This window comes from Streptomyces europaeiscabiei, assembly GCF_036346855.1.
GTDB classification, from domain to species: domain Bacteria; phylum Actinomycetota; class Actinomycetes; order Streptomycetales; family Streptomycetaceae; genus Streptomyces; species Streptomyces europaeiscabiei.
This window is the reverse complement of record NZ_CP107841.1, coordinates 6,247,580-6,269,435: the sequence shown is the minus strand read 5'-3', so window position 1 is coordinate 6,269,435 and position 21,856 is coordinate 6,247,580. Positions and strand designations below refer to the sequence as shown.

The window sequence follows — 21,856 nt, the reverse complement described above, 5'->3', positions numbered from 1 at the left end:
CCCTCGGGGGTGGTGGTCACCGGTCGACGCCTCCCATCACGGGGTCGATGGACGCGACGGCGACGATGACGTCGGCGACCTGGCCGCCCTCGCACATCGCCGCCATGGCCTGCAGGTTGGTGAAGGACGGGTCACGGAAGTGGACCCGGAAGGGGCGGGTGCCTCCGTCGGAGACGACGTGCACCCCGAGTTCGCCCTTGGGCGACTCGACCGCCGCGTACGCCTGTCCCGGCGGGACGCGGAAGCCCTCGGTCACCAGCTTGAAGTGGTGGATCAGGGCCTCCATGGAGGTGCCCATGATCTTCTTGATGTGGTCCAGGGAGTTGCCGAGTCCGTCCGGTCCCAGGGCGAGCTGGGCGGGCCAGGCGATCTTCTTGTCGGTGACCATGACCGGGCCGGGCTGCAGCCGGTCCAGGCACTGCTCGACGATCCGCAGGGACTGGCGCATCTCTTCGAGGCGGATCAGGAAGCGGCCGTAGGAGTCGCAGGTGTCGGCGGTCGGGACGTCGAAGTCGTACGTCTCGTACCCGCAGTACGGCTGCGCCTTGCGCAGGTCGTGCGGGAGGCCGGCGGAGCGGAGGATCGGGCCGGTGGCGCCGAGGGCCATGCAGCCGGACAGGTCGAGGTGGCCGACGTCCTGCATACGGGCCTTGAAGATGGGGTTCCCGGTGGCGAGCTTGTCGTACTCGGGAAGGTTCTTCTCCATCTTCTTCACGAACTCGCGGATCTGGTCCACCGCTCCGGGCGGCAGGTCCTGGGCGAGTCCGCCGGGCCGGATGTACGCGTGGTTCATGCGCAGGCCGGTGATCAGCTCGTAGATGTCGAGAATGAGTTCACGATCACGGAAGCCGTAGATCATGATCGTGGTGGCGCCCAGCTCCATGCCGCCGGTGGCGATGCACACCAGGTGGGAGGAGAGCCGGTTCAGCTCCATCAGGAGCACGCGGATGATCGTGGCGCGGTCCGGGATCTGCTCCTCGATGCCGAGGAGCTTCTCCACGGCGAGGCAGTACGCCGTCTCGTTGAAGAACGGCGTCAGGTAGTCCATGCGCGTCACGAACGTGGTGCCCTGCGTCCACGTGCGGTACTCGAGGTTCTTCTCGATGCCGGTGTGGAGATAGCCGATGCCGCAGCGGGCCTCGGTGACGGTCTCGCCGTCGATCTCCAGGATGAGCCGGAGCACACCGTGCGTGGACGGGTGCTGGGGGCCCATGTTGACGATGATGCGCTCGTCGTCGGACCGGGCGGCGGTCTCGGCGACCTCGTCCCAGTCCCCGCCGGTGACCGTGTAGACGGTGCCCTCGGTGGTCTCGCGCGCCGAGGCGGCGGATTCGGCGGATGCAGTCATCACAGCCTCCCGAAGGGAGTCGTTGAGGGGTGGTGGTCGGGCGACGGGCGGGCGCTCATGAGTACGACCTCCGCTGGTCCGGAGCCGGGATCTGGGCGCCCTTGTACTCGACGGGGATGCCGCCGAGGGGATAGTCCTTGCGCTGCGGGAAGCCCTGCCAGTCGTCCGGCATCATGATCCGCGTCAGCGCGGGGTGGCCGTCGAAGACGATGCCGAAGAAGTCGTACGCCTCGCGCTCGTGCCAGTCGTTGGTCGGATAGACGGGGACGAGCGACGGGATGTGCGGGTCGGCGTCCGGGGCGGACACCTCCAGGCGGATCAGCCGGTTGTGGGTGATCGAGCGCAGGTGGTAGACGGCGTGCAGCTCACGGCCCTTGTCACCGGGGTAGTGGACGCCGGAGACGCCGGTGCACAGTTCGAAGCGGAGGGCCGGGTCGTCGCGGAGGGTCCGGGCGACGCGCGGCAGGTGCTCGCGCTCGATGTGGAAGGTGATCTCGCCCCGGTCGACGACCGTCTTGTCGATCACGTTCTCGGGGACGAGGCCCTGTTCCTCCAGGGCGCCCTCCAGCTCGTCGGCGACCTCGTCGAACCAGCCGCCGTAGGGGCGGCCGGTCGCACCGGGGAGCCGGATGGAGCGGACCAGGCCGCCGTAGCCGGAGGTGTCGCCGCCGTTGTCGGCGCCGAACATGCCCCGCTGGACCCGGATCTCCTCACCGCCGTCGCCGCGCTGGCCGGGGAGGTTGGACGCGGCGAGATCCTTCTCGGGGTTCACCCCGTTCGATCCGTCCGCGTCGTTCTTGCCGTTCGCGTCGCTCATCGCAGCAGCCCCTTCATCTCGATGAGGGGGAGCGCCTTGAGTGCCGCTTCCTCCGCCTCGCGGGCCGCGTCCTCGGCGTTCACGCCGAGCTTGGTCGTCTGGATCTTCTGGTGGAGCTTGAGGATCGCGTCCATCAGCATCTCGGGCCGCGGCGGGCAGCCCGGGAGATAGATGTCGACGGGGACGATGTGGTCGACGCCCTGGACGATCGCGTAGTTGTTGAACATGCCGCCGGACGACGCGCAGACCCCCATGGAGATCACCCACTTGGGATTGGGCATCTGGTCGTAGACCTGCCGCAGCACCGGCGCCATCTTCTGGCTGACCCGGCCGGCCACGATCATCAGGTCCGCCTGACGCGGCGAGCCCCGGAACACCTCCATGCCGAAGCGCGCCAGGTCGTAGCGCCCCGCGCCCGTGGTCATCATCTCGATGGCACAACAGGCGAGGCCGAAGGTGGCGGGGAAGACGGATGCCTTGCGTACCCAGCCCGCGGCCTGCTCGACGGTGGTCAGCAGGAAACCGCTCGGCAGTTTCTCTTCGAGTCCCATGGTTAAAGGCCCCTCAGTCCCATTCCAGGCCGCCGCGCCGCCAGACGTACGCGTAGGCGACGAAGACGGTGAGCACGAAGAGCAGCATCTCCACGAGCCCGAAAACACCCAGGGCGTCGAAGGTGACGGCCCAGGGGTAGAGGAAGACGATCTCGATGTCGAAGACGATGAAGAGCATCGCCGTCAGGTAGTACTTGATGGGGAATCGCCCGCCGCCGGCCGGCGTGGGGGTGGGCTCGATCCCGCACTCGTAAGCCTCGAGCTTGGCCCGGTTGTAGCGCTTCGGGCCGATCAGCGAGGCCATGATCACGGAGAAGATCGCAAAGCCTGCCCCGAGGGCTCCCAGTACGAGGATGGGCGCATAGGCGTTCACCGCTCCTCGCTCCTCTCAGTCGGCACTGACTGCTGGCGGATGGCGTGGGCCCTGCTCCCCCGCCCCACGCGTTTCACGAACTCCGCCCGTCCCGACGAAGATCGCGAACATGTGAAGCAGGTCACAAGCCCAACTGCCCCGCATCCTATGCCTGCCGGTCTGTGATCTGCGACACGGGGTACGGCACCGAGTTTGTGATCTCCACCACCTGACGAAGGATCATGAAGTCGGATGAGCGTTGATCTTCATACACGAAGCGCCAGACTGATCACCAGAAGTGACATTTTCGCTCGTTACCGCTGGTCACGCGGGTCGTCTCCATATCAAGAGGATTCCGCTGCATGCAAATTGGTGCTGGACGGGACCGGTTGATAGTGCGCGGCGTTCACACCCCGGAGGGAGGCCCGACGGCCGATGTGAACGCGTGCACGCGTTCACGAGCGCCGAGGGCGGGCGGCTCCGTGCGGGACGCCATGGTGACGGGTGATCACTCTGTGACCTGTGTCACATCACAGAAAGATCAAATCAGCCGACCTTGGCCACTCGCTGCAATCGATGGTAAGCACAGGGCAATTCGGACGTATTCACGAAAGCGCATGATCACAGGCTTGACCGACCGTGTCCGCTATGCCCGTTACGGCGTCAATAAAGAGTGACGCACAGGGAATTTACGGCTTCCGTTGAACAACTGTGGCGCACCACACGTTTCTTGAAGGTATGGAGGAGTCGCTGGTACCGCTTGTACCCATGTCCCACACCGCTCACATACGCAGCCACCGGAAACCCCGCCGCAACGCGTCCTCGATCGCGATGCGCGCCGGAGTCGCCGGTGGCGTTCTCAGCACCGTGGCAGTGGCCGGCGCGTCCACGTCGGCTTTCGCCGCGGAGCCGGTGACGCAGACGCTCGAACTGCCCACCCTCACGGCCGACCTGGCCACGCAGGCCGCGCAGTCCGCGGACGCCACGCAGGCGATGGCGGCCGACTACCAGCTGCAGGCCGAGCGTGACACGGCCGCCGAACAGGCTGCCAAGCAGGCCGAGAAGGACCTGGTCAAGGCCAAGAAGGAAGAGGCCCGCAAGAAGGCCGCAGCCGAGGCCGAGCGCAAGGCCGAGGCGGAGCGTGCCGCACGCGACAGCGAGCGGACCACCCTCACGACCAACTCGTCGACCACCACGACCACCACGACGGCGCCCGCCACCGGCAGCGTCGGCACGGTCATCGACTTCCTCAAGGCCCAGCTGGGCGACGCCTACGTCATGGGCGCCACCGGCCCCAACGCGTGGGACTGCTCCTCGCTCGTGCAGGCCGCGTTCAAGCAGGTCGGTGTGGACCTCCCCCGGGTCTCGCAGGACCAGTCGATGCAGGGCACCGAGGTCTCGCTGTCCAACCTGCAGGTCGGCGACATCCTGTACTGGGGTGCCAAGGGCTCCGCGTACCACGTGGGTGTCTACGTCGGGAACGGCCAGTACCTCGACGCGGCGAACCCCTCCAAGGGTGTCGTCATCCAGGATCTCTCCGGCTACCCGGCGACGGGTGCGGTGCGCGTGCTCTGAGGCCGCGCGCTCTCGCGGTCGCCCAGGCGCTTTTCGAGAGGGCCGCTCTCCCGGTGGGGACAGCGGCCCTCCGGGCTGCCCTCAGAAAGGGCCACAAGGGCCCCACAGGGCGCTCCCGCCCCGGATCGGGGGATGCAGGCCTGCCCAGCCGCTGACAGGCCTCGTCAGCGCGTTTCAGGGGTTCCGTCGCCGGGGGCCGGTACGGCGTGCGGATCCCACCGCGCTCGGCGTCCGAATCGCCCGCTTCGAGCAGCGCGTTGCCGTCGGGGCGGTCGTAGAGCCTGCCTATGGGACGGGCCCCGTCGCATAAGGCGTGCCCATGGAACGGGCCCCGTCGCGGATGCGGGTGAGGAGCACGCCGCGTCCCGCCATCACCGGGGAAGCCGGCGTCCCGGCGTCCCGGCGTCCGCGGCATCCTCACACCCCGGTCAACCCGATCGCCTCGAGCACCCCGAGCAACCCGTTCCTCACACGGCGACCCCGCCCGCTCACGCCAGGGTCGCCCCGGTCACCGCGCCCCGTCCCCCTCACGCCTTCGGGGCCACCTTGCTCAGGCCGTTGATGATGCGGTCCATCGCGTCGCCGCCGGTCGGGTCGGTGAGGTTGGCCAGCATCTTCAGGGTGAACTTCATCAGCAGCGGGTGGGTGAGGCCCCGCTGCGTGGCGAGCTTCATGATCTTCGGGTTGCCGATGAGCTTCACGAAGGCGCGGCCCATCGTGTAGTAGCCGCCGAAGGTGTCCTTGAGGACCTGCGGGTAGCGCTGGAGGGCGAGTTCGCGCTGCCCGGGGGTGGCGCGGGCGTGGGCCTGGACGATGACGTCGGCGGCGATCTGCCCGGACTCCATGGCGTAGGCGATGCCCTCGCCGTTGAAGGGGTTCACCATGCCGCCGGCGTCGCCGACCAGCAGCAGGCCCTTGGTGTAGTGGGGTTGGCGGTTGAAGGCCATCGGAAGGGCGGCGCCGCGGATGGGCCCGGTCATGTTCTCGGGGGTGTAGCCCCACTCCTCGGGCATGGACGCGCACCAGGCCTTCAGGACGTCGCGCCAGTCCAGCTCCTTGAAGGCGGCGGAGGTGTTGAGGACACCCAGACCGACGTTGGACGTGCCGTCGCCCATGCCGAAGATCCAGCCGTAGCCCGGCAGGAGACGGTCCTCGCCCGGTCCGCGCTTGTCCCAGAGTTCCAGCCAGGACTCCAGGTAGTCGTCGTCGTGGCGCGGGGAGGTGAAGTACGTACGGACCGCGACGCCCATCGGGCGGTCCTCTCGGCGGTGCAGGCCCATCGCGAGGGAGAGGCGGGTGGAGTTGCCGTCGGCCGCCACCACCAGCGGCGCGTGGAAGGTGACTTCCCGCTTCTCGTCGCCGAGTTTGGCGTGCACCCCGGTGATTCGGCCCGTGCGGTCGTCGATGATCGGCGCGCCCACGTTGCAGCGCTCGTGCAGCCGGGCACCCGCCTTCTGGGCCTGGCGGGCGAGCTGCTCGTCGAAGTCGTCCCGTTTCCGGACGAGTCCGTAGTCCGGGTAGGAGGCGAGATCCGGCCAGTCGAGCTGGAGGCGGACGCCGCCGCCGATGATCCGCAGGCCCTTGTTGCGGAGCCAGCCGGCCTCCTCGGAGATATCGATGCCCATCGACACGAGCTGCTTGGTGGCACGCGGTGTGAGGCCGTCGCCGCAGACCTTCTCCCTGGGGAAGCTGGTCTTCTCCAGGAGCAGCACGTCCAGCCCGGCCTTCGCCAGGTAGTACGCGGTGGTGGAACCGGCTGGCCCGGCCCCGACGACGATCACATCGGCGGTGTGTTCGGTAAGGGGCTGGGGCTCGGTCACGACGGGTTCTCCCCAAGAAGTAGACGGATCGAAGCAAAACTGCTGGAAGTCCGAAGAACGGACGGCCAGAAAACATGTGCCGACGGGCGTCGGACATGGGCAGTCTATTCAGCGGTACCGATCATCGGCTGAAGGGCTGCCCCTGTGAACAGAGCTCTGCCCGACGTACGGCTGCGCGTCCCCACCGACGAGGACGCCTTCGCCTGGCACCGGATCTTCGACGATCCCGACGTCATGGAGTTCCACGGCGGCCGGTCCGCCGAGCTGTCCGTCTACGAGGAGCTCACCGCGCGCCAGCGCCGCCACGACGCCGAGCACGGGTTCTGCCTGTGGACCATGCTCGACGAGGAGGGCCGGGCCATCGGCTTCACCGGCGCCCAGCCATGGCCCCGGGAGTGGGGTCCGACCGGCGAGATCGAGATCGGCTGGCGGCTCGCCCGCGACCACTGGGGCAAGGGGTACGTGACCGCTGCCGCGACGCAGACCCTGGAGCGGGTGCGGGCGGCCGGCGTCGCCGGCGTCGTCGCCATGGTCAACACCCGCAACGAACGGTCCATCGCCGTCGCCCGGCGGCTGGGCATGGAACCGGCGGAGGAGTACACGACGCCGGTCTCTCTGCAGGCGGGGCGCTGCTATCGGCTGACGTTGTGACGCTCTGACGCCGGTCGGGGAGCGGGCCCCCGCCTCCCCGCACAGGTGCTCCGGCGAGGCGGCCACTCGTTCGCGATATCGGCAACTCGTCACGCAGAGTGGCAATTTGGCGCAGACTGCAACTCAGTGCTTCCGGCCGGAGGTGCTCGGCGGTTACCCTGCCGGTACCGCTGGGGGTGAACATCTGTGCGCATAACACCCAAGTCATTCGAAGTGCGTGTGCCACGGTTCGTCGGTCTGATGGCCGTGGACGCGCGCGAGACGGCCGAGGCGGACGGGGTGACCCTCGTCGCGCCCGACCGGCCCGACTTCCAACTCGCCGTCGTGGACTACGTCGTACGGCAGTACCCGCCGCCCGGGGTGAAGGTGCCGCGTGGGGCCGCCGTGACCGTGTGGTTCGAGGTGGGGGACGACGGCGGGGGTGTGCGGGAGCCGCGCAGCGGGGGGCCGCCGCCGGGGTTGCGCAGGGCGTTGGACGAGCCGGGGCCCGGGGATCCGTTTCCGGTTCTCCGGTAGGAGCACGGAGGGTTCCGGGTTCGGGGCTGGGGCTTTCGGGACGGAGGCTTTCAGGAGGGGCTTGCAGGGCGGGGGCTTCGGTGCATCGCGGGCCGCAGGTTGTCCGTGGTCGATCGCGCGGTTCCCCGCGCCCCTCGAAGACGGGGCGCGGCCCCTTCCCGTCACGTGTCCACTACTTCTGCCAGAGCAGGATCGCCGCCGCCCCTCCCCCGCCGATCACGAAGGCCGCCGTGATCGTGATGGTCCAGATGAGGGTTCGGTTGCGGGGCCCGGCCGGTGCTGCGGGTGGCAGGTGATGGTGGCCCAGTTCGACGAGCGGGGGCTCGTACGGGGCCGGGGCCGAAGGCTGCTGCGGGACCCCGTGGCCCGCCGGGCCGCTGCTCGGCATCGCCGGGACCGGGGGTGCGATGACCGCCGTGCGCGCGCCTGTCATCTGGACCAGGTAGGGCGCGAGGAAGGCCGCGCCGAAGATCCAGAGAAGGCCGAAGAGAAGCACCTCGGGGATGTCGAGACCGGCGTCCACCTGGCCCGCGGCAGAGAACTCGCTGCTGAACTCGCTCGTGGCGGAGCCGGAGGCCTCCATCCCGAAGCCGCTGATGCCGGCGAGGAGGAGGAAGAGGCCGAAGAAGACACCGGCGGCGAGGAGTTGTTCGCCGCGGCCCGAGGAGCGGCGGGCCGCGAGGACCCCGAGGATCAGGGCGCAGACCGCTCCGAGCGTCAACGCGCCCACGACCGCCCAGGAGTTGACGGCGTCGCCCAGTTCGGAGAGCCCGAACGCCTCACGCTCGTAGCCGCCGCCGTACGGGCCGGACTCGACGAGCCCGTAGTCGCCGGACGAGTCGCTGCGGAACGACGAGTCGTCCCCGTAGCCCGTACGGCCCGCCTCGCCCTCGACGGACGCGCCCCAGGAGAGACCGAGGAGGTTGACGGCGAGGTTGGGGAGGACGAGCAGCACCAGGAGGAGCGGGCTGAGGTCCTCGTCCCATTCGGCCTGCCACTCGTCGTTCGCCGCGAGGACGACGAACGCGACGAGCGAGCAGAGGGCGAGAACGCCCGCCATGGCCCGCACGGCCGTACCGGTCGCCCGGAACAGGGCCCGGGGCCCGGGGCGGACGGCCAGCCAGGCGGCCAGATCGTCGCGTTGCAGCAGGCCGGCCGAGACGGCGGCGGTGAGCAGCAGCGCGCCCAGTGCCGCGCGCCAGGCGGACGTGGAGACCTCGGCGACCGCGATCTCGGGCTGCGCGAACAGCCCGAGCACCAGGACGGCGACCGTCACCAGCAGCGTGACCCGCACAGCCGCTTCGAGCCCGGCGGTACGGCTGCCACCGGGCATCGCCCCGGGCCCGCCGACGCCGGCACCGGTGTACGAGCCGCCGTACCCACCGGCGTACCCACCGCCGTACGCGCCGCCCGGCCCACCGCCGTACGCGCTCCCGTACGCGCCGCGCATCACCAGCCGCGTACGGAGCAGTCTTACGCCGATGAGGAGCGCCCCGACGAACAGGGCGGTCACCGTGAGCGGGACCAGGGTCACGGTGAGGGCGCCCTCGGTGGACCGGAAGTCGCCCGTGTAGTCGCCGCCGCCCCTCTCGGAGACCGTGAAGCCGCCGCCGAGGCCCTGGAGGAGGGCGGCGAGGGCGAGGCCCAGACGGTCGCCGAAGCCTACGAATTCCTCCTCGTCCGGGCCGCCCTGGCCGTACGACGGAAGGGCCAGGGCCACGGCCGCGGCGAAGAGGAGCCCGACCGGCCAGAGCGCGGCCAGCGCCGAGCCGCCCCAGTCGCCCCGGAAGGCCCGGCCGAAGAAGGCGCCGACGGGTGAGGGGCGGGCGGGGACGGGGGCGTACTGGGGAGGGGGCGGCGGCGGACCGAGGGGTGGTGCACCCGGCGGGGCCGACGGGGCCACGGTCGGTGGAGCCATACCTGGTGGCGCCATGCCCGGCACCCCGGGAGGCGGCGTCGTCAGGGGGGTTCCGGGAAACGTGGCGGGCCAGGACGCCGGTGGCGCCGTCGGTGGGGCCGGAGTCGCCCCGGCCCCCGTGTCGGTCTCGGCCGCCGGAACCGGCAGGCGCTCCCGCCCGCACTTCATGCAGAAGCGCGCCTCGTCGGGGCCGGGTGTTCCGCAGTGGGGGCAGTAGGACGTCATGGAACGCTCCGTCATTCAGAGAACTCGTGCCGTGATGCGACGTGGTCAGATGCGCGCCGGTGTGTCGCGAGACATCACCGGCGCGTACCGACGTATCAACGGACGGTAGTTTCTGTTGACCGGTTCCCGTCAACCGGATTCCCTCGCGGGTATCGCTCGTACGGGTGAACCCAGGGCCCTGCGGGCGGCCTTGAGCGCTACGAGTCGGCCTTGAACCCCCGGTGCAGGGCGACGATCCCGCCCGAGTGGTTCCGCCACGCCACCTTGTCCCAGCCGGCCTTCCGGAGCCGCTCGGCGAGACCCGCCTGGTCGGGCCAGGCACGGATGGACTCGGCGAGGTAGACGTACGCGTCCGGGTTGGACGACAGGGCGCGGGCGACCGGCGGCAGCGCGCGCATCAGGTACTCGGTGTAGACGGTCCGCAGCGGCGTCCACGTCGGGTGGGAGAACTCGCAGATCACGACACGGCCGCCGGGCTTGGTCACCCGGTACAGCTCGTGCAGCGCGGTGTCGGTGTCCTGCACGTTCCGCAGGCCGAAGGAGATGGTCACCGCGTCGAAGGTGTCGTCCTTGAACGGCAGCTTCGTGGCGTCGCCCGCGGTGAACGGCAGCCAGGCGGTGCGCTCCTTGCCGACCCGGAGCATGCCGAGGGAGAAGTCGCACGGCACGACGTACGCACCGGTCTGCGCGAAGGGCAACGACGAGGTGCCCGTGCCGGCCGCGAGGTCGAGGATCTTCTGCGCGGGCCGGGCGTCCACCGCCTGCGCGACCTCCTTGCGCCAGCGCCGGTCCTGTCCGAGGGACAGCACGTCGTTGGTCAGGTCGTACCGTTTCGCCACTCGGTCGAACATCGAAGCGACTTCGTGCGGCTGCTTGTCCAGGGATGCGCGGGTCACCGACCCATTGTGGCAGTACGGACCGGACGCCCACGCGGCGCCCGGCCCGCACCGGGTCACGGCAGCAGTTTCGGCTTCTTCCTCGCCGCCACGTCCTCCACCCAGCCGCAGAGCAGGACGAACGCGCCGATCAGCAGCCAACCGATGCCGAACATGAACCACTGGCTCTCCAGCGGCAGGTACTTCTCGAACGCGGGGACGTTCCAGAACCGGTCGATCAGCGGGACGGCGAGGATCAGGGCGATCTCGTGCCACAGGTAGATCGTCACCGCGCGGGAGTTGAAGATCGTGACGATCCGGTCGAGGCGGGGGAAGCAGGTCAGTCCGGCGAGGTCGACCTTGAAGTACGCCTTCGCGTACAGCAGGAGCGTCACGAAGCCGGCGGAGTAGAACGCCTGGGCGAGGGGGATGTCGTCGAGGTCGTACGAGCCGGTCTCCTCCTGGTGGGTGAAGGCGTACCAGGCGCCGAGGCCGAGGGCGGCGAGGGAGAGGACCGTGACCGCGAACGGCTTCAGCCGCGCCAGGACGCCGTCGCGGTGGGCGAAGCCCAGCATCCAGCAGAAGAGGAAGGTGGCCAGGTCGGTCAGGGCGCTGCCGAGGCGGTCGTCCGGGGGTTCCCGGAAGAAGTGGAACACCAGGATCGGCGACAGGGACAACAGGAGGACCGGGACCGGGGCCAGCCGGAACAGCTTCAGCAGGAGCGGGGAGAGCAGGACGAACCAGAGGTAGGTGCGCAGGTACCAGAGGATCTCCCAGGCCTGTTCGCCCCAGGCGTTGCCCGGAGGGTCGCCCAGGGGGACGACCCAGAAGACGATCTGCCGGCCGGGCATCCAGCCGTGGACCAGCATGGCGACGACCACGAAGAGGCCCCAGAACCAGAAGGGGAGCAGGAGCCGCCGGAAGCGACTCCTGATGACCTCGGATGCGGGGCGGTCCAGGGACTTCGCCATGAGGGTGCCGGCGAGGGCGAACATGATGCCCATGGAGGGGAAGACCATGCCGGCCCAGGGCCAGCCGAAGGTGTGGTAGGTGACGACTCGGATCAGGGCGAGTGCGCGGAGGGTGTCGAAGTAACGGTCCCGCACCTGGGCCTTGGCCGCTTCGGTGTCCGGCACCGCCGGCTGTGGATTGCCCACAGCGGTAGCGGTAGCGGTAGCGGTAGCGGTAGCAGTCACAGCCTGAGCCGGCGTCCCCCTCCTGTGCGAGCCCATCAGCTCGCCCCCGCCGGTGTGCCGACCTCGCCCGTGCGCTTCAGCTTCTGCCACCTCAGGCGGCCGCCCGTCAGGGCGGTGATGCAGGAGTGGATGAGGACCAGGTACATCATCTGGCGGTAGGCGAGCTGCTGGAGCGGCAGCATCAGCAGGTACCGGTACTTCTCCTTGTCCAGCTTGAAGGCGTATGCCGCGCAGACGAGTTGGACGCCCAGGACCGCCAGCCACGCCAGCAGGGACGCCTGGAAGTCGACGAAGATCATCGCGTAGACGGTGAAGACGTCGATGAGCGGGGCGAAGACCGGGGTGATGACCTGGAAGATGACGACGAGCGGCATGCCGACGCGGCCGAAACGGCCCGACGGACCCGTGTCCGTCAGGGACTTGCGGTGCTTCCAGAGGGCCTGCATGGTGCCGTACGACCAGCGGTAACGCTGTGACCAGAGCTGCTTGAGCGAGCCGGGGGCCTCGGTCCAGGCGCGGGCGTGCTCCTCGTAGACGACACGCCGGCCGGCGCGGTGCATGGCGATGGTGATGTCGGTGTCCTCGGCGAGGGTGTCCTCGCTCATGCCGCCCACTTCCAGCACGGCGTCACGGCGGAAGGCACCGATCGCGCCCGGGATGGTGGGCATGCAGCGCAGCAGGTCGTACATGCGGCGGTCGAGGTTGAAGCCCATCACGTACTCGATGTGCTGCCAGGCGCCGATCATGGTGTCGCGGTTGCCGACCTTGGCGTTGCCCGCGACCGCGCCGACGCTCGGGTCGGCGAAGGGCTGCACGAGCCTGGCGACGGTGTCGGGTTCGAAGACCGTGTCGCCGTCCATCATCACGACGATGTCGTGACTGGCGTTGCGTACACCGTTGTTGAGGGCGGCGGGTTTGCCCGCGTTCTCCTGGCGGATGACCCGGACGTTGGGGTATCCGAGGGCCTCGGCGATCTCCCTGGTGCCGTCCGTGGAGCCGTCGTCGACGACGATGATCTCGATGGGGTGGGTGCTTTGGGCGAGGGAGTGCAGCGTGTTGGCTATGCACTCCTTCTCGTTGTACGCGGGCACGACGACGGTCACCGGGCCGGTGATCGGTGGCCCCCAGCTGAAGCGGCGTCTGTTCCGCTCGCGAAAGTGGCGCCGGGCGAGGACGAGCATCAGCCCGAAGCGGCCCATGACCGCGACGCCGACGACCATCAGGCCGACCGAGAGCGTCGGCACGGCGTACTCGGCGACGTACACGGCCGCGACGAGCGCCCTGCCCTCGTAGAGGGTGGCGCCAGTGGCGGTGCGGTGCGCCGCCTGGGCGTCGGAGGTGCCCGGGGTGCCCTGCCCGTTGGCGGCGGCGCCGCCGGGGGCACCGTCCTGCGCACCGGTCCCGGGGGCGCCGCCGGGGGCACCGTTCTGCTGGTTCTGCTGGTTCTGCTGGTTGTTCTGGTTGTTCTGGTTGTTCTGGCCGTTCCCGGCGTCGTCCTTCTGCAGGGCCCCGCTGACGGTGGTGAAGGTGTAGCCCTTGGCCTTCATCTTCTCGATGTACGTGCCGAGCGCGTTGACGGTCTGGGAGCGGTCGCCGCCCGCGTCGTGCATGAGGACCGAGGCGCCCTTGCCGTCGTCCGGCGTGGCCCACTTGATGATCTTCTTTACGCCGGGCCGCTTCCAGTCGTCGCTGTCGGTGTCGACGAAGACGCTGGTGTAGCCCTCCTCACCGAGCTTCTGGTAGACGGGCCAGCTGTAGTTGTCGATGGCGTCCGTCTCGGAGGAGTACGGGGCACGGAAGAGCGTGGTCGTGATGCCGGCCGCGCCCGCGAGGGCGAGCTGCGTCTGGGTCATCTCCCGGGTGATGCGGGCGTCGCTCTGGTACGACAGGTCGACGTGCGTGAAGGTGTGGATACCGATCTCGTGACCGGCCTCGACCATGTCCTCGACGATGGCCGGGTAGCGCGACACCATCGAGCCCACCACGAAGAAGGTCGCGGGGACGTCGTACTTCTTCAGGACGTCGAGGATCTCCGGGGTCCAGGTCGGGTTCGGACCGTCGTCGAAGGTGAGCGCGATGGTCCTGTCCGGCACGGACTGCGTCTGCGCCTGACCGCCGCGGAAGGTCAGGATGGGCCCGCCGTCGAGGATGTCCTCGGGCACGTCGCTGGAGCTGGCCCCGGTGCGGACGCGCTGGTCGCCGCCGACCTCGGCGCGCAGATAGCCGTCGAGCAGCATCACGCTGGTCAGTCCGAGCAGGAGCAGCAGGGCGAGGATGACGCGGGGTTTCTGCAGGGCGGCGGCCCTGCCGGTGGCGCGTTGGAGCTTGGAGGGGGCGCGTCGGCGGCCACGGCGCGCGGGTGTGGTCGTACTCATGGGGTGTGCGCTCCCGTCAGTTGGCGGACGCGGACGGGGAGGGTACGGCGGTGGGGGCAGCGGAGGGCGGGGTGCCGCCGGGGGCGCCCGAGGGGATGCCCTCGGGCGCGATGCCGCCCTGGGGCTGCGGGCCGTTGCCGTTGCCCGGTGCGCCGGACCGGCCGCCGCCTCCGCCTCCGCCGAAGGGGAACAGCTCGGTCGGGGACGCGGAGATGCCCCAGCCCATGAACGCCATACCGAGCACGACGGCGTAACCGAGGCAGACGACACCCAGCAGCGTGCCGCAGCGGCGCAGCAGTCTGGCGCGGCGCCCGGAGTTGTCGACGAACACGGGGCCCTCTTCTGCCGACCCCTTGTGCTGCTTGCCCTGCTTGCCCTCCTTGCGGCGGCTGCCGCGGGCCGGTGCCGAGGTGATCTCGTACACGGCCTCGGGGGTGAGGTTTTCGTTGGCGGACTCGGATTGCATATCCCCGGACATTAGGCGGCCTTTATTTGGCCAATTCCCAGGTTCTCTTGTGAGACTCCCATGAGAAACTCCTTAACCTGTCCGTTTCCTTAGAGAATCCATGAACGACTGCGAAGTCGTCGGTGTTTGCCTTTGCGGGGATACACCCCACCGAAAAGGGCACGTTTGCCCGACTCGCGAGCCCTTTGTCGGTCACCGTTCCGTGACCACCCTTCGGCTCTGCAATCTTCAAGAAGCACACATGAAGCACAGCCGACTGTGATTCATTTCCCTCGTGAGCACCGTGAGGAATTCCCTGAAATCGGCCGTCGGGCTGATATCTCTGATGGTCCTGGCCTGCGCGGGCTGCACCTCGAACACCGGCGAGTCCTCGTCCACGCCCGGCAGCCCGGCGAGTTCGGCCGGCGCGCCGTCGGCCGCCGAGGAGTCGACGACCGAGGCGACCGAGGCGACCAGGACGTCCACGACGTACGCGCCGTACGTGGACGCCACCGATGCCTCGGACCTCGACGACGCCGGGTCGGCCGCCGCGTACAACCTGGCGTTCGTGATCGCCGACGGCGACGCGTGCACGCCCGCGTGGAACGGGACGGAGGCGATCGACGACTCGGCGGTGCAGTCCCGGATCTCGGCGCTCACCGACTCCGGCGCGTCGGTGCGGGTCTCCTTCGGCGGCGCCTCGGGCACGGAGCTGGCCCAGGCCTGTGACAGCGCGTCCGAGCTCGCCGAGGCGTACGGCGCGGCGCTCGACGCGGCCGGCTCGACCGACGCCGACTTCGACGTCGAGGGCGACGCGCTGAAGGACTCCGACTCCGTCGGCCTGCGCTCCGAGGCGATCGCGCTCCTGCAGAAGGACCGCCCCGACCTCTCGGTCTCCTTCACCCTCCCCGTCATGCCGTCCGGCCTCGACGACGACGGCGTGGCCCTGCTCGACTCGGCCAACGACAACGCGGTCCAGGTCAGCACGGTCAACATCATGACCATGAACTACGCCAGTTCGTACGGCGGTGACATGGGCGACTACGCGGAGCAGTCGGCCGAGGCGGCGCACGAGCAGCTGATGGACATCTTCGGCACAAGTGGGTCGACGGCGTGGGGGGCGTTGGCGTTGACGTCGATGCTGGGCGTCAACGACGTCGAGAACGAGACGTTCACGCTGGAGGACGCGGCGCAGGTGCGGGAGTTCGCGGAGGAGAAAGGGGTCGCCTGGGTGTCGATGTGGGCGACCTTCCGGGATCAGGAGTGCGGGGACGGGGCGAACGACGAGCTGGTCGACTGCAGTGGGGTCGATCAGGAGGACGGGGCGTTCGGGAAGGCGTTCTCGGGGTGAGCCGGTCCGGGTTCGGGTCGGGGGTTCTGAGCGTTGCGGGCCGCGGGTCGTGTGTGGCTGGTCGCGCAGTTCCCCGCGCTCCTGAAAGCAAGAAACGGCGGCGTTGCCCTTCAGCGGCGGCGGTGGACCAGACGCCCTGCGCACACCGTCGCCACGCACTCGCCGGAGTCGAAGACGGCGAGGTCCGCCCGCCCGGTGGCGACGATTTCCGTGGGGCGGGTGCCGGGGAGTACGACCACGTCGTTGCGCTGGGCGGCGGCGCGGAGTTCCGGGGTGTTCGCGTGTCCCTCCAGGACCGCGACCGCGCCCGACTTCAGCACCGCGTGGATGCGCTCCCGCGGGGAGGGCGCGTCCGGGAGCGGGCCCTCATGGATGCGGGCGGGGCCCAGCACTCCGGGCCAGTGCCGCACCCGGGCGCCCGGGAACCGTTGCCGGACTTCCGCCAGCGGCCCCACGGCCCGGACCCGGTCGCCCTCCACCGCGACGGCGCCGTCCTTGACCGGCTCCGGGTCGTCCCACGTGAGCCGTACCTCGTCGGCGGCGTGAATGGTCAGCATGCGAGCCCTAGTTGGCGTTCAGCAGCTTCAGCTCGGGGTGCGCGGTGCCGCCCTCGATGGCCGTCGACGAGATGTGGGACATGACGCGCTCGTCGACGGGGTCGTTCGCCGGGTCGTCGTGGACGACGATGTGCTCGTAGGTCGTGGTCCGCTGGGCGGGGACGCGGCCCGCCTTGCGGATCAGGTCGATGATCTCCATGCGGTTGGAGCGGTGCTTGGCGCCGGCGGAGGAGACGACGTTCTCCTCCAGCATGATCGAGCCGAGGTCGTCCGCGCCGTAGTGCAGGGAGAGCTGGCCGACCTCCTTGCCGGTGGTCAGCCAGGAGCCCTGGATGTGGGCGATGTTGTCCATGAAGAGCCGGGCGATGGCGATCATCCGCAGGTACTCGAAGAGCGTGGCCTGCGTACGGCCCTTGAGGTGGTTGTTCTCGGGCTGGTAGGTGTACGGGATGAAGGCGCGGAAGCCGCCGGTGCGGTCCTGTACGTCACGGATCATCCGCAGGTGCTCGATGCGCTCGGCGTTGGTCTCGCCGGTGCCCATGAGCATGGTGGAGGTGGACTCCACGCCCAGCCCGTGCGCGATCTCCATGATCTCCAGCCAGCGCTCACCGGACTCCTTCAGCGGCGCGATGGCCTTGCGGGGGCGTGCGGGGAGCAGCTCCGCGCCGGCGCCCGCGAAGGAGTCCAGACCGGCCGCGTGGATCCGCGTGATCGCCTCCTCCACGCCCACCTTCGAGATCCGGGCCATGTGCTCGACCTCGGACGCGCCCAGGGAGTGGATGACCAACTGCGGGAACGCCTTCTTGATGGCGGCGAAGTGCGTCTCGTAGTACTCCACCCCGTAGTCCGGGTGGTGCCCGCCCTGGAACATGATCTGTGTGCCGCCCAGCTCGACGGTCTCCGCGCAGCGGCGCAGGATGTCGTCGAGGTCGCGGGTCCAGCCCTTGTCCTTGTCCTTCGGCGGGGCGTAGAACGCGCAGAACTTGCACGCCGTGACGCACACGTTCGTGTAGTTGATGTTCCGCTCGATGATGTACGTCGCGATGTGCTCCGTGCCCGCGTACCGCCGCTTGCGTACGGCGTCGGCGGCGGCGCCCAGCGCGTGCAGCGGGGCGTCGCGGTAGAGGTCGAGCGCCTCCTCTGGCGTGATCCGCCCACCCTCGGCGGCACGGTCGAGAACGGACTGAAGGTCGGCCTTCTCGGTCACCGGGAGCGTCCCTTTCGTAAGGGTTGAACGGACCCGGCCAGCCTACGCCAGGGCCGCGGATCACCCGACGTCACCCCGTCCGCCCGTGGACAACTCCGTGGCGCGGCATCACCCCGGGGCAGCAGGTGCCCGGGGTACGGGGCCGTCTCACGCCGCGTACGCCTCCAGCAGCAGCCCGACGTACGCGCCGGCAATCATGAACGGGCCCAGGGCGACCAGTTGTCCGCGTACGGCGCGCCCCCGGGCCGCCAGGACCAGGGTGTAGGCGCTGCCGATGAGCGCGCCGGCGAACGTGCCGAGGTACAGAGCGCCCCAGCCGTACCAGCCGAGGACGGCGCCGAGGCCCAGGGCCAGCTTCACGTCGCCGAAGCCGAGGGCCACGGGTCGGATGAGGAAGAAGAGGAAGTAGAAGCCGCCGAGGGCGAGCGCGCCGTACAGGGCCGTACGCCACTGGCCGGCGTGCTCGGGTACGAACGCGACCGCGCCCAGCAGGGCCAGGGCCAGGCCCGCGAAAGGGAGGGTCAGGGGGTCCGGGAGGCGTTGTGCCCTGAGGTCGACGAGCGTGAGCAGTACACCCAGCGGGGCGAGGAGCAGCCATACGGCGAGTTCGGGGCGGAGGCCGGTGGCCAGGGCGAGGGCGGCGCAGACCAGGGCGGTCGCGGTGGCGACGGTGGTGGTGCGGGGGCCGTAGGCGCAGGTGGGGGGTGTCGGGCAGCGGGCCGGGCCGAGCCAGCCGGAGGCGATGCCGGTGATGCGGTGGCCGACGGGGCATTCGTGCTGCCAGGGGTGTTCCTCGTCGACGGTGAAGCGGTACGCGGGGCGGGGGAGCAGTGTGCCCACGGCTCCGCCCCACAGGGCGGCGGCCATGGTGAGTGCGATCAGCCAGGGGTCGAGAGACACGTGGTCAGCCTATGAGGCGGGGTGCCTGTGGTGTGGCGGGGTTCGGTCGCCCCCGCCGCCCCTGCCCGTCCCTCCCCCACTCTCGGCTTCGCTCGAGCGGGAGGTGCCCCCACCAGGGGCGGTGCCCCTTTTACCCCCAGGTGCGGGTCCGGTGGGGGCTGGTCGCGCAGTTCCCCGCGCCCCTGAAAAAGCAGGGGCTGCGCCCCGTGCCTTCTCGGCCCGCAGCGGCCGTCGTCTCTTTCCCGACCGCGGCCGAACCGCCGCCGTCCCCACGTCACTTCACCTTCGCCAGTCGGGCCGTCGGGTCGCCCGCGTCCGCGTTGTTCGACGTGTACTGGAGTTCGGCGCCGACGGGGGTGAGGGTGATCTCGTGGGTGTTCTTGGTGCAGGTGCCGGGGTTGTTCTTGGTGTCGGCGATGCTCGTGGCGAGGATGCTGTTCCGGGTGACCTTCTTGAGGACGAGCCTGTCGTCGCAGGTGCCGCCGAGGAGGTCGACGGAGCGGAAGGTGCCCAGCGGGTCGCCCACCGATGCCTGTTCGAGGGTGACGGTGAAGGTTCCGGCGGGGAGGTTGCCGCCGAGGGCGTAGCCCTCGCCCTCCCAGGTGCCCAGGTACTTCTCGGGCAACTCGCCCTCGGTGTCCCCAGGCTGCTCCGAGTACTGGTTCTCGTCGCTCGAACTGCTGCTCGCCGACGGCTTCTTGGCGGCCGTGTCGCCCTTTTCGTCCTCGCCCTGCAGCACCCCGAGCCCGAACAGCGCCCCCACACTCACCACCGCGAACGCTCCCGCGATCGCCAGGGCGACCGAGCAACTCACCTTCCGGCCACGCCCGTTCGCCGTGGTCGTGGAGGCGGCGGCCACGCTCAGGGACAGCTTGCCCGGCGCCGACTGCGAAGAGGGTGACTCCGGCGGGACCGTGTCCGCCACCACGGCATCGGCCCGCTGCCCGGGTACGTGCGTCACGGGCGGCGCCGACGGCGACATCACCGGCGGCGGCCCGAACACCCCGCTCGTGGCGGGCGCTTCCGCCCGCGCGTCGCCGGGCGGGGTCCCGGCCGCCGCCGACTCCCCCGCCCCCGCCGTCCCGACCGACGGACTGCTGAATCCGATCGGTCCGGACGGGACTTCCTCCGCCGCGTCCAGGTTCAGGAGCTGCACGGCGCTCCGGCCGACCTGTTCCACCAGCGGGCCCGGCAGCCAGCCCGCCGTCACCAGGGAGGCCGCGCCCTGGGGGGCCAGGGTGCGGGCGACCTCGTCGGGGGCGGGGCGGGCGGCGGGATCCTTGGACAGGCAGTGCTCGACCAGGTCGCGCAGGTCGCCCTCCAGGCCGTCCAGTCGGGGCGCCTCGTGGACGACCTTGTAGAGGAGGGCGGCGGAGGAGTCACCGGGAAAGGGGGACTGACCCGTCGCGGCGTACGCGAGGACCGCGCCGAGGGAGAAGACGTCCGCCGCGCCGGTGATGCCCTTGCCGAGGATCTGCTCGGGGGACATGTAGCCGGGGGATCCGATCGAGACGCCCGTCGAGGTGAGCGAGGCCGTGCCGTCCGTGGCTCGGGCGATGCCGAAGTCGATGAGGAGGGGGCCGTCGACGGTGAGCAGCACGTTCGACGGCTTCACGTCCCGGTGGACCAGGCCCAGCGCGTGCACCGCCGAGAGTGCTTCCGCCAGGCCGGCGCCCAGGACCCGTACCGAGTGCGGGGGCAGCGGACCGCTGTCCGCGATCGCCGCCGCGAGGGACGGGCCGGCCGCGTAGCCCGTCGCCACCCACGGGACCGACGCCTCCGGGTCCGCGTCCAGGACGGGGGCCGTCCAGGAACCGCCCACGCGGCGGGCCGCGTCGACCTCACGCCGGAAGCGGGCGCGGAACTCCTCGTCGAGGGCGAAGTGCGGGTGCACGATCTTGACGGCGACGGTACGGCCGCCCGCGCTGCGCCCCAGATAGACGCGGCCCATCCCGCCGGACCCGAGCCGGCCGAGCAGCCGGTAGGGCCCCACGACCGTGGGCTCGCCGACATCGAGCGGTTGCATGGGCGACACCTCCCCCGTACGTCTCCCGCGCGTCACCCCGTACGAGCTCTCCACGACGCACGACTCCCCAGCAGCGTAGTGCCGTACGCCCGAATGAGAATGCGAACGTCGGCTGCCGATCCCACAGAACCGGGAATTCGTCAAACGAAATTCCGGGAAGTTCGCCGGGACTTCGGGAGGAAATGTTCAGGAAAGCAGGTCGACCTTCACGTCCGCCGGAAATCCGGTGGTCGGGCCGACCCGCCGCGCGAACTCGGCGACCGCGCTCAACTGGGGCTCGCCGAAGCGGAAGTCCAGGGTGGTGAAGTACCGCTCCAGGACCTGCTCGTCGAAGGCCTCCCAGCGGGCCGCCTGCTCGGCGACCTTGGTCACCTCGGTCAGGGACAGGTCGCGGGAGGCCAGGAACGCCTCGTGCACCTTGCGGGTGACCTCCGGCTCCCGCTCCAGGTACTCCCGCCGCGCCGCCCACACCGCGAAGACGAACGGCAGCCCCGTCCAGGCCTTCCACATGGCGCCCAGGTCGTGCACCTCCAGCCCGTAGTTCGGGCCGTCGAGCAGGTTGGCCCGCAGCGCCGCGTCACCGATGAGCACCGCCGCCTCCGCCTCCCGCATCATCAGCGGGAGGTCGGGCGGGCAGGTGTAGTACGACGGCTGTACGCCGACGCTCTCGGCGAGCAGCAGTTGCGCCAGGCGTACGGAGGTGCGCGAGGTGGAGCCCAGTGCGACACGTGCGCCGTCCAGGCGTTCGAGGGGCACCTGGGAGACGAGGACGCAGGACATCACCGGCCCGTCGCAGCCGACGGCGATGTCGGGGAAGGCGACCAGGTCGTCCGCGTTGCGCAGGAACTCGACGAGCGTGATGGGCCCGATGTCGAGGTCCCCTCGCACCAGCTGCTCGCTGAGCTTCTCAGGGGTGTCCTTGGTCAGCTCGAAGTCGAGGAGCGTGCCCGTTCTCGCGAGCCCCCAGTACAGGGGCAGGCAGTTCAGGAACTGGATGTGGCCGACGCGCGGCCGGTTGCGAGAATTGTCCACATCGCGAGGCTAGCCCTCATGGGATACGGTGCGGGCTCCGGGGGCCGAGAGAGGCTCGGTAAACCGGATGTACACCCCGTGTCAATACTTTCGACGGCGTGTCGTTCGCGAGGCCGGTG

General features: G+C 69.9%; 19 protein-coding genes. 4 read left to right on the top strand and 15 right to left on the bottom strand.

What is annotated here, in order from left to right:
* Positions 1-16: 16 nt before the first annotated feature.
* The 4 genes from OG858_RS27450 to OG858_RS27435 are packed head-to-tail and all read right to left on the bottom strand — an operon-like array spanning position 17 to position 3,089.
* The gene (locus OG858_RS27450; protein WP_086748381.1) at positions 17-1,348 is read right to left on the bottom strand and encodes an NADH-quinone oxidoreductase subunit D; all 1,332 of its coding nucleotides are present in this window, start codon (positions 1,346-1,348) and stop codon (positions 17-19) included.
* Between the two features lie 55 nt (positions 1,349-1,403).
* Positions 1,404-2,165, bottom strand: coding sequence for an NADH-quinone oxidoreductase subunit C (locus OG858_RS27445; RefSeq protein ID WP_086748380.1), 762 nt, complete (start codon positions 2,163-2,165; stop codon positions 1,404-1,406).
* On the bottom strand, positions 2,162-2,716 hold the full coding sequence (locus tag OG858_RS27440; protein WP_086748379.1) for a NuoB/complex I 20 kDa subunit family protein: 555 nt from the start codon (positions 2,714-2,716) through the stop codon (positions 2,162-2,164). The genes OG858_RS27445 and OG858_RS27440 overlap by 4 nt, the downstream gene beginning before the upstream one ends.
* A 13-nt stretch (positions 2,717-2,729) precedes the next feature.
* Positions 2,730-3,089: an NADH-quinone oxidoreductase subunit A gene (locus OG858_RS27435; RefSeq protein ID WP_005476348.1), complete on the bottom strand. Its 360-nt coding sequence runs from the start codon at positions 3,087-3,089 to the stop codon at positions 2,730-2,732.
* Between the two features lie 717 nt (positions 3,090-3,806).
* On the opposite strand from OG858_RS27435, the gene OG858_RS27430 reads away from it, so the two are divergent.
* Positions 3,807-4,643: a C40 family peptidase gene (locus OG858_RS27430; protein WP_037693719.1), complete on the top strand. Its 837-nt coding sequence runs from the start codon at positions 3,807-3,809 to the stop codon at positions 4,641-4,643.
* 527 nt (positions 4,644-5,170) lie between these two features.
* Here OG858_RS27430 and OG858_RS27425 read toward each other — a convergent pair.
* Positions 5,171-6,463, bottom strand: a complete 1,293-nt coding sequence (locus OG858_RS27425) for a geranylgeranyl reductase family protein (protein WP_037693716.1) — start codon at positions 6,461-6,463, stop codon at positions 5,171-5,173.
* 144 nt (positions 6,464-6,607) lie between these two features.
* Between OG858_RS27425 and OG858_RS27420 the strand changes: the two genes are divergently transcribed.
* Positions 6,608-7,114: a GNAT family N-acetyltransferase gene (locus tag OG858_RS27420; RefSeq protein ID WP_319066355.1), complete on the top strand. Its 507-nt coding sequence runs from the start codon at positions 6,608-6,610 to the stop codon at positions 7,112-7,114.
* 186 nt (positions 7,115-7,300) lie between these two features.
* The gene (locus tag OG858_RS27415; RefSeq protein ID WP_037693703.1) at positions 7,301-7,630 is read left to right on the top strand and encodes a PASTA domain-containing protein; all 330 of its coding nucleotides are present in this window, start codon (positions 7,301-7,303) and stop codon (positions 7,628-7,630) included.
* Positions 7,631-7,802: 172 nt separating this feature from the next.
* On the opposite strand, the gene OG858_RS27410 is transcribed toward OG858_RS27415, so the two are convergent.
* The 5 genes from OG858_RS27410 to OG858_RS27390 all read right to left on the bottom strand — a co-directional run bounded on the left by OG858_RS27410 (position 7,803) and on the right by OG858_RS27390 (position 14,685).
* Positions 7,803-9,773, bottom strand: a complete 1,971-nt coding sequence (locus tag OG858_RS27410; RefSeq protein WP_330346572.1) for a zinc ribbon domain-containing protein — start codon at positions 9,771-9,773, stop codon at positions 7,803-7,805.
* Between the two features lie 197 nt (positions 9,774-9,970).
* A complete protein-coding gene (locus OG858_RS27405; RefSeq protein WP_328544325.1) occupies positions 9,971-10,669 on the bottom strand; it encodes a demethylmenaquinone methyltransferase in 699 nt (232 codons plus the stop codon).
* Positions 10,670-10,725: 56 nt separating this feature from the next.
* Complete coding sequence (locus OG858_RS27400; RefSeq protein ID WP_373420925.1) at positions 10,726-11,880, bottom strand: acyltransferase family protein; 1,155 nt, start codon at positions 11,878-11,880, stop codon at positions 10,726-10,728.
* Positions 11,880-14,219: a bifunctional polysaccharide deacetylase/glycosyltransferase family 2 protein gene (locus OG858_RS27395; protein WP_328544326.1), complete on the bottom strand. Its 2,340-nt coding sequence runs from the start codon at positions 14,217-14,219 to the stop codon at positions 11,880-11,882. Before OG858_RS27395 ends, OG858_RS27400 begins: the two co-directional genes overlap by 1 nt.
* A 16-nt stretch (positions 14,220-14,235) precedes the next feature.
* The gene (locus tag OG858_RS27390) at positions 14,236-14,685 is read right to left on the bottom strand and encodes a hypothetical protein (protein WP_327744800.1); all 450 of its coding nucleotides are present in this window, start codon (positions 14,683-14,685) and stop codon (positions 14,236-14,238) included.
* 283 nt (positions 14,686-14,968) lie between these two features.
* On the opposite strand from OG858_RS27390, the gene OG858_RS27385 reads away from it, so the two are divergent.
* Positions 14,969-16,015: a chitinase gene (locus OG858_RS27385; protein WP_328545303.1), complete on the top strand. Its 1,047-nt coding sequence runs from the start codon at positions 14,969-14,971 to the stop codon at positions 16,013-16,015.
* 110 nt (positions 16,016-16,125) lie between these two features.
* Here the strand turns inward: OG858_RS27385 and OG858_RS27380 are convergent, their stop codons facing one another.
* From OG858_RS27380 to OG858_RS27360, 5 genes are all read right to left on the bottom strand, one after another.
* Positions 16,126-16,572 carry an imidazolonepropionase-like domain-containing protein gene (locus OG858_RS27380; RefSeq protein ID WP_328544327.1) on the bottom strand — a complete coding sequence of 149 codons (447 nt, stop codon included), beginning with the start codon at positions 16,570-16,572 and terminating at the stop codon, positions 16,126-16,128.
* A 7-nt stretch (positions 16,573-16,579) separates the two neighbouring features.
* Positions 16,580-17,779: a cyclic dehypoxanthinyl futalosine synthase gene (mqnC, locus tag OG858_RS27375; RefSeq protein ID WP_060903836.1), complete on the bottom strand. Its 1,200-nt coding sequence runs from the start codon at positions 17,777-17,779 to the stop codon at positions 16,580-16,582.
* A gap of 147 nt (positions 17,780-17,926) precedes the next feature.
* On the bottom strand, positions 17,927-18,646 hold the full coding sequence (locus OG858_RS27370) for an A24 family peptidase (protein WP_319319262.1): 720 nt from the start codon (positions 18,644-18,646) through the stop codon (positions 17,927-17,929).
* A 307-nt stretch (positions 18,647-18,953) separates the two neighbouring features.
* Positions 18,954-20,705 (bottom strand): serine/threonine-protein kinase, encoded by a 1,752-nt coding sequence (locus OG858_RS27365; protein WP_319319259.1) that lies wholly within the window; start codon positions 20,703-20,705, stop codon positions 18,954-18,956.
* 186 nt (positions 20,706-20,891) lie between these two features.
* Complete coding sequence (locus OG858_RS27360) at positions 20,892-21,737, bottom strand: menaquinone biosynthetic enzyme MqnA/MqnD family protein (RefSeq protein WP_086749931.1); 846 nt, start codon at positions 21,735-21,737, stop codon at positions 20,892-20,894.
* Positions 21,738-21,856 lie beyond the last annotated feature (119 nt).

Coding starts and splice junctions, on each gene's coding strand:
- OG858_RS27365 (WP_319319259.1), bottom strand. CDS start 20,705: ATGCAACCGCTCGATGTCGGCGAGCCCACGGTCGTGGGGCCCTACCGG.
- OG858_RS27370 (WP_319319262.1), bottom strand. CDS start 18,646: ATGGCCGCCGCCCTGTGGGGCGGAGCCGTGGGCACACTGCTCCCCCGC.
- OG858_RS27380 (WP_328544327.1), bottom strand. CDS start 16,572: ATGCTGACCATTCACGCCGCCGACGAGGTACGGCTCACGTGGGACGAC.
- OG858_RS27410 (WP_330346572.1), bottom strand. CDS start 9,773: ATGACGTCCTACTGCCCCCACTGCGGAACACCCGGCCCCGACGAGGCG.
- OG858_RS27395 (WP_328544326.1), bottom strand. CDS start 14,219: ATGAGTACGACCACACCCGCGCGCCGTGGCCGCCGACGCGCCCCCTCC.
- OG858_RS27430 (WP_037693719.1), top strand. CDS start 3,807: ATGGAGGAGTCGCTGGTACCGCTTGTACCCATGTCCCACACCGCTCAC.
- OG858_RS27445 (WP_086748380.1), bottom strand. CDS start 2,165: ATGAGCGACGCGAACGGCAAGAACGACGCGGACGGATCGAACGGGGTG.
- OG858_RS27450 (WP_086748381.1), bottom strand. CDS start 1,348: ATGACTGCATCCGCCGAATCCGCCGCCTCGGCGCGCGAGACCACCGAG.
- OG858_RS27440 (WP_086748379.1), bottom strand. CDS start 2,716: ATGGGACTCGAAGAGAAACTGCCGAGCGGTTTCCTGCTGACCACCGTC.
- OG858_RS27390 (WP_327744800.1), bottom strand. CDS start 14,685: ATGCAATCCGAGTCCGCCAACGAAAACCTCACCCCCGAGGCCGTGTAC.
- OG858_RS27400 (WP_373420925.1), bottom strand. CDS start 11,880: ATGGGCTCGCACAGGAGGGGGACGCCGGCTCAGGCTGTGACTGCTACC.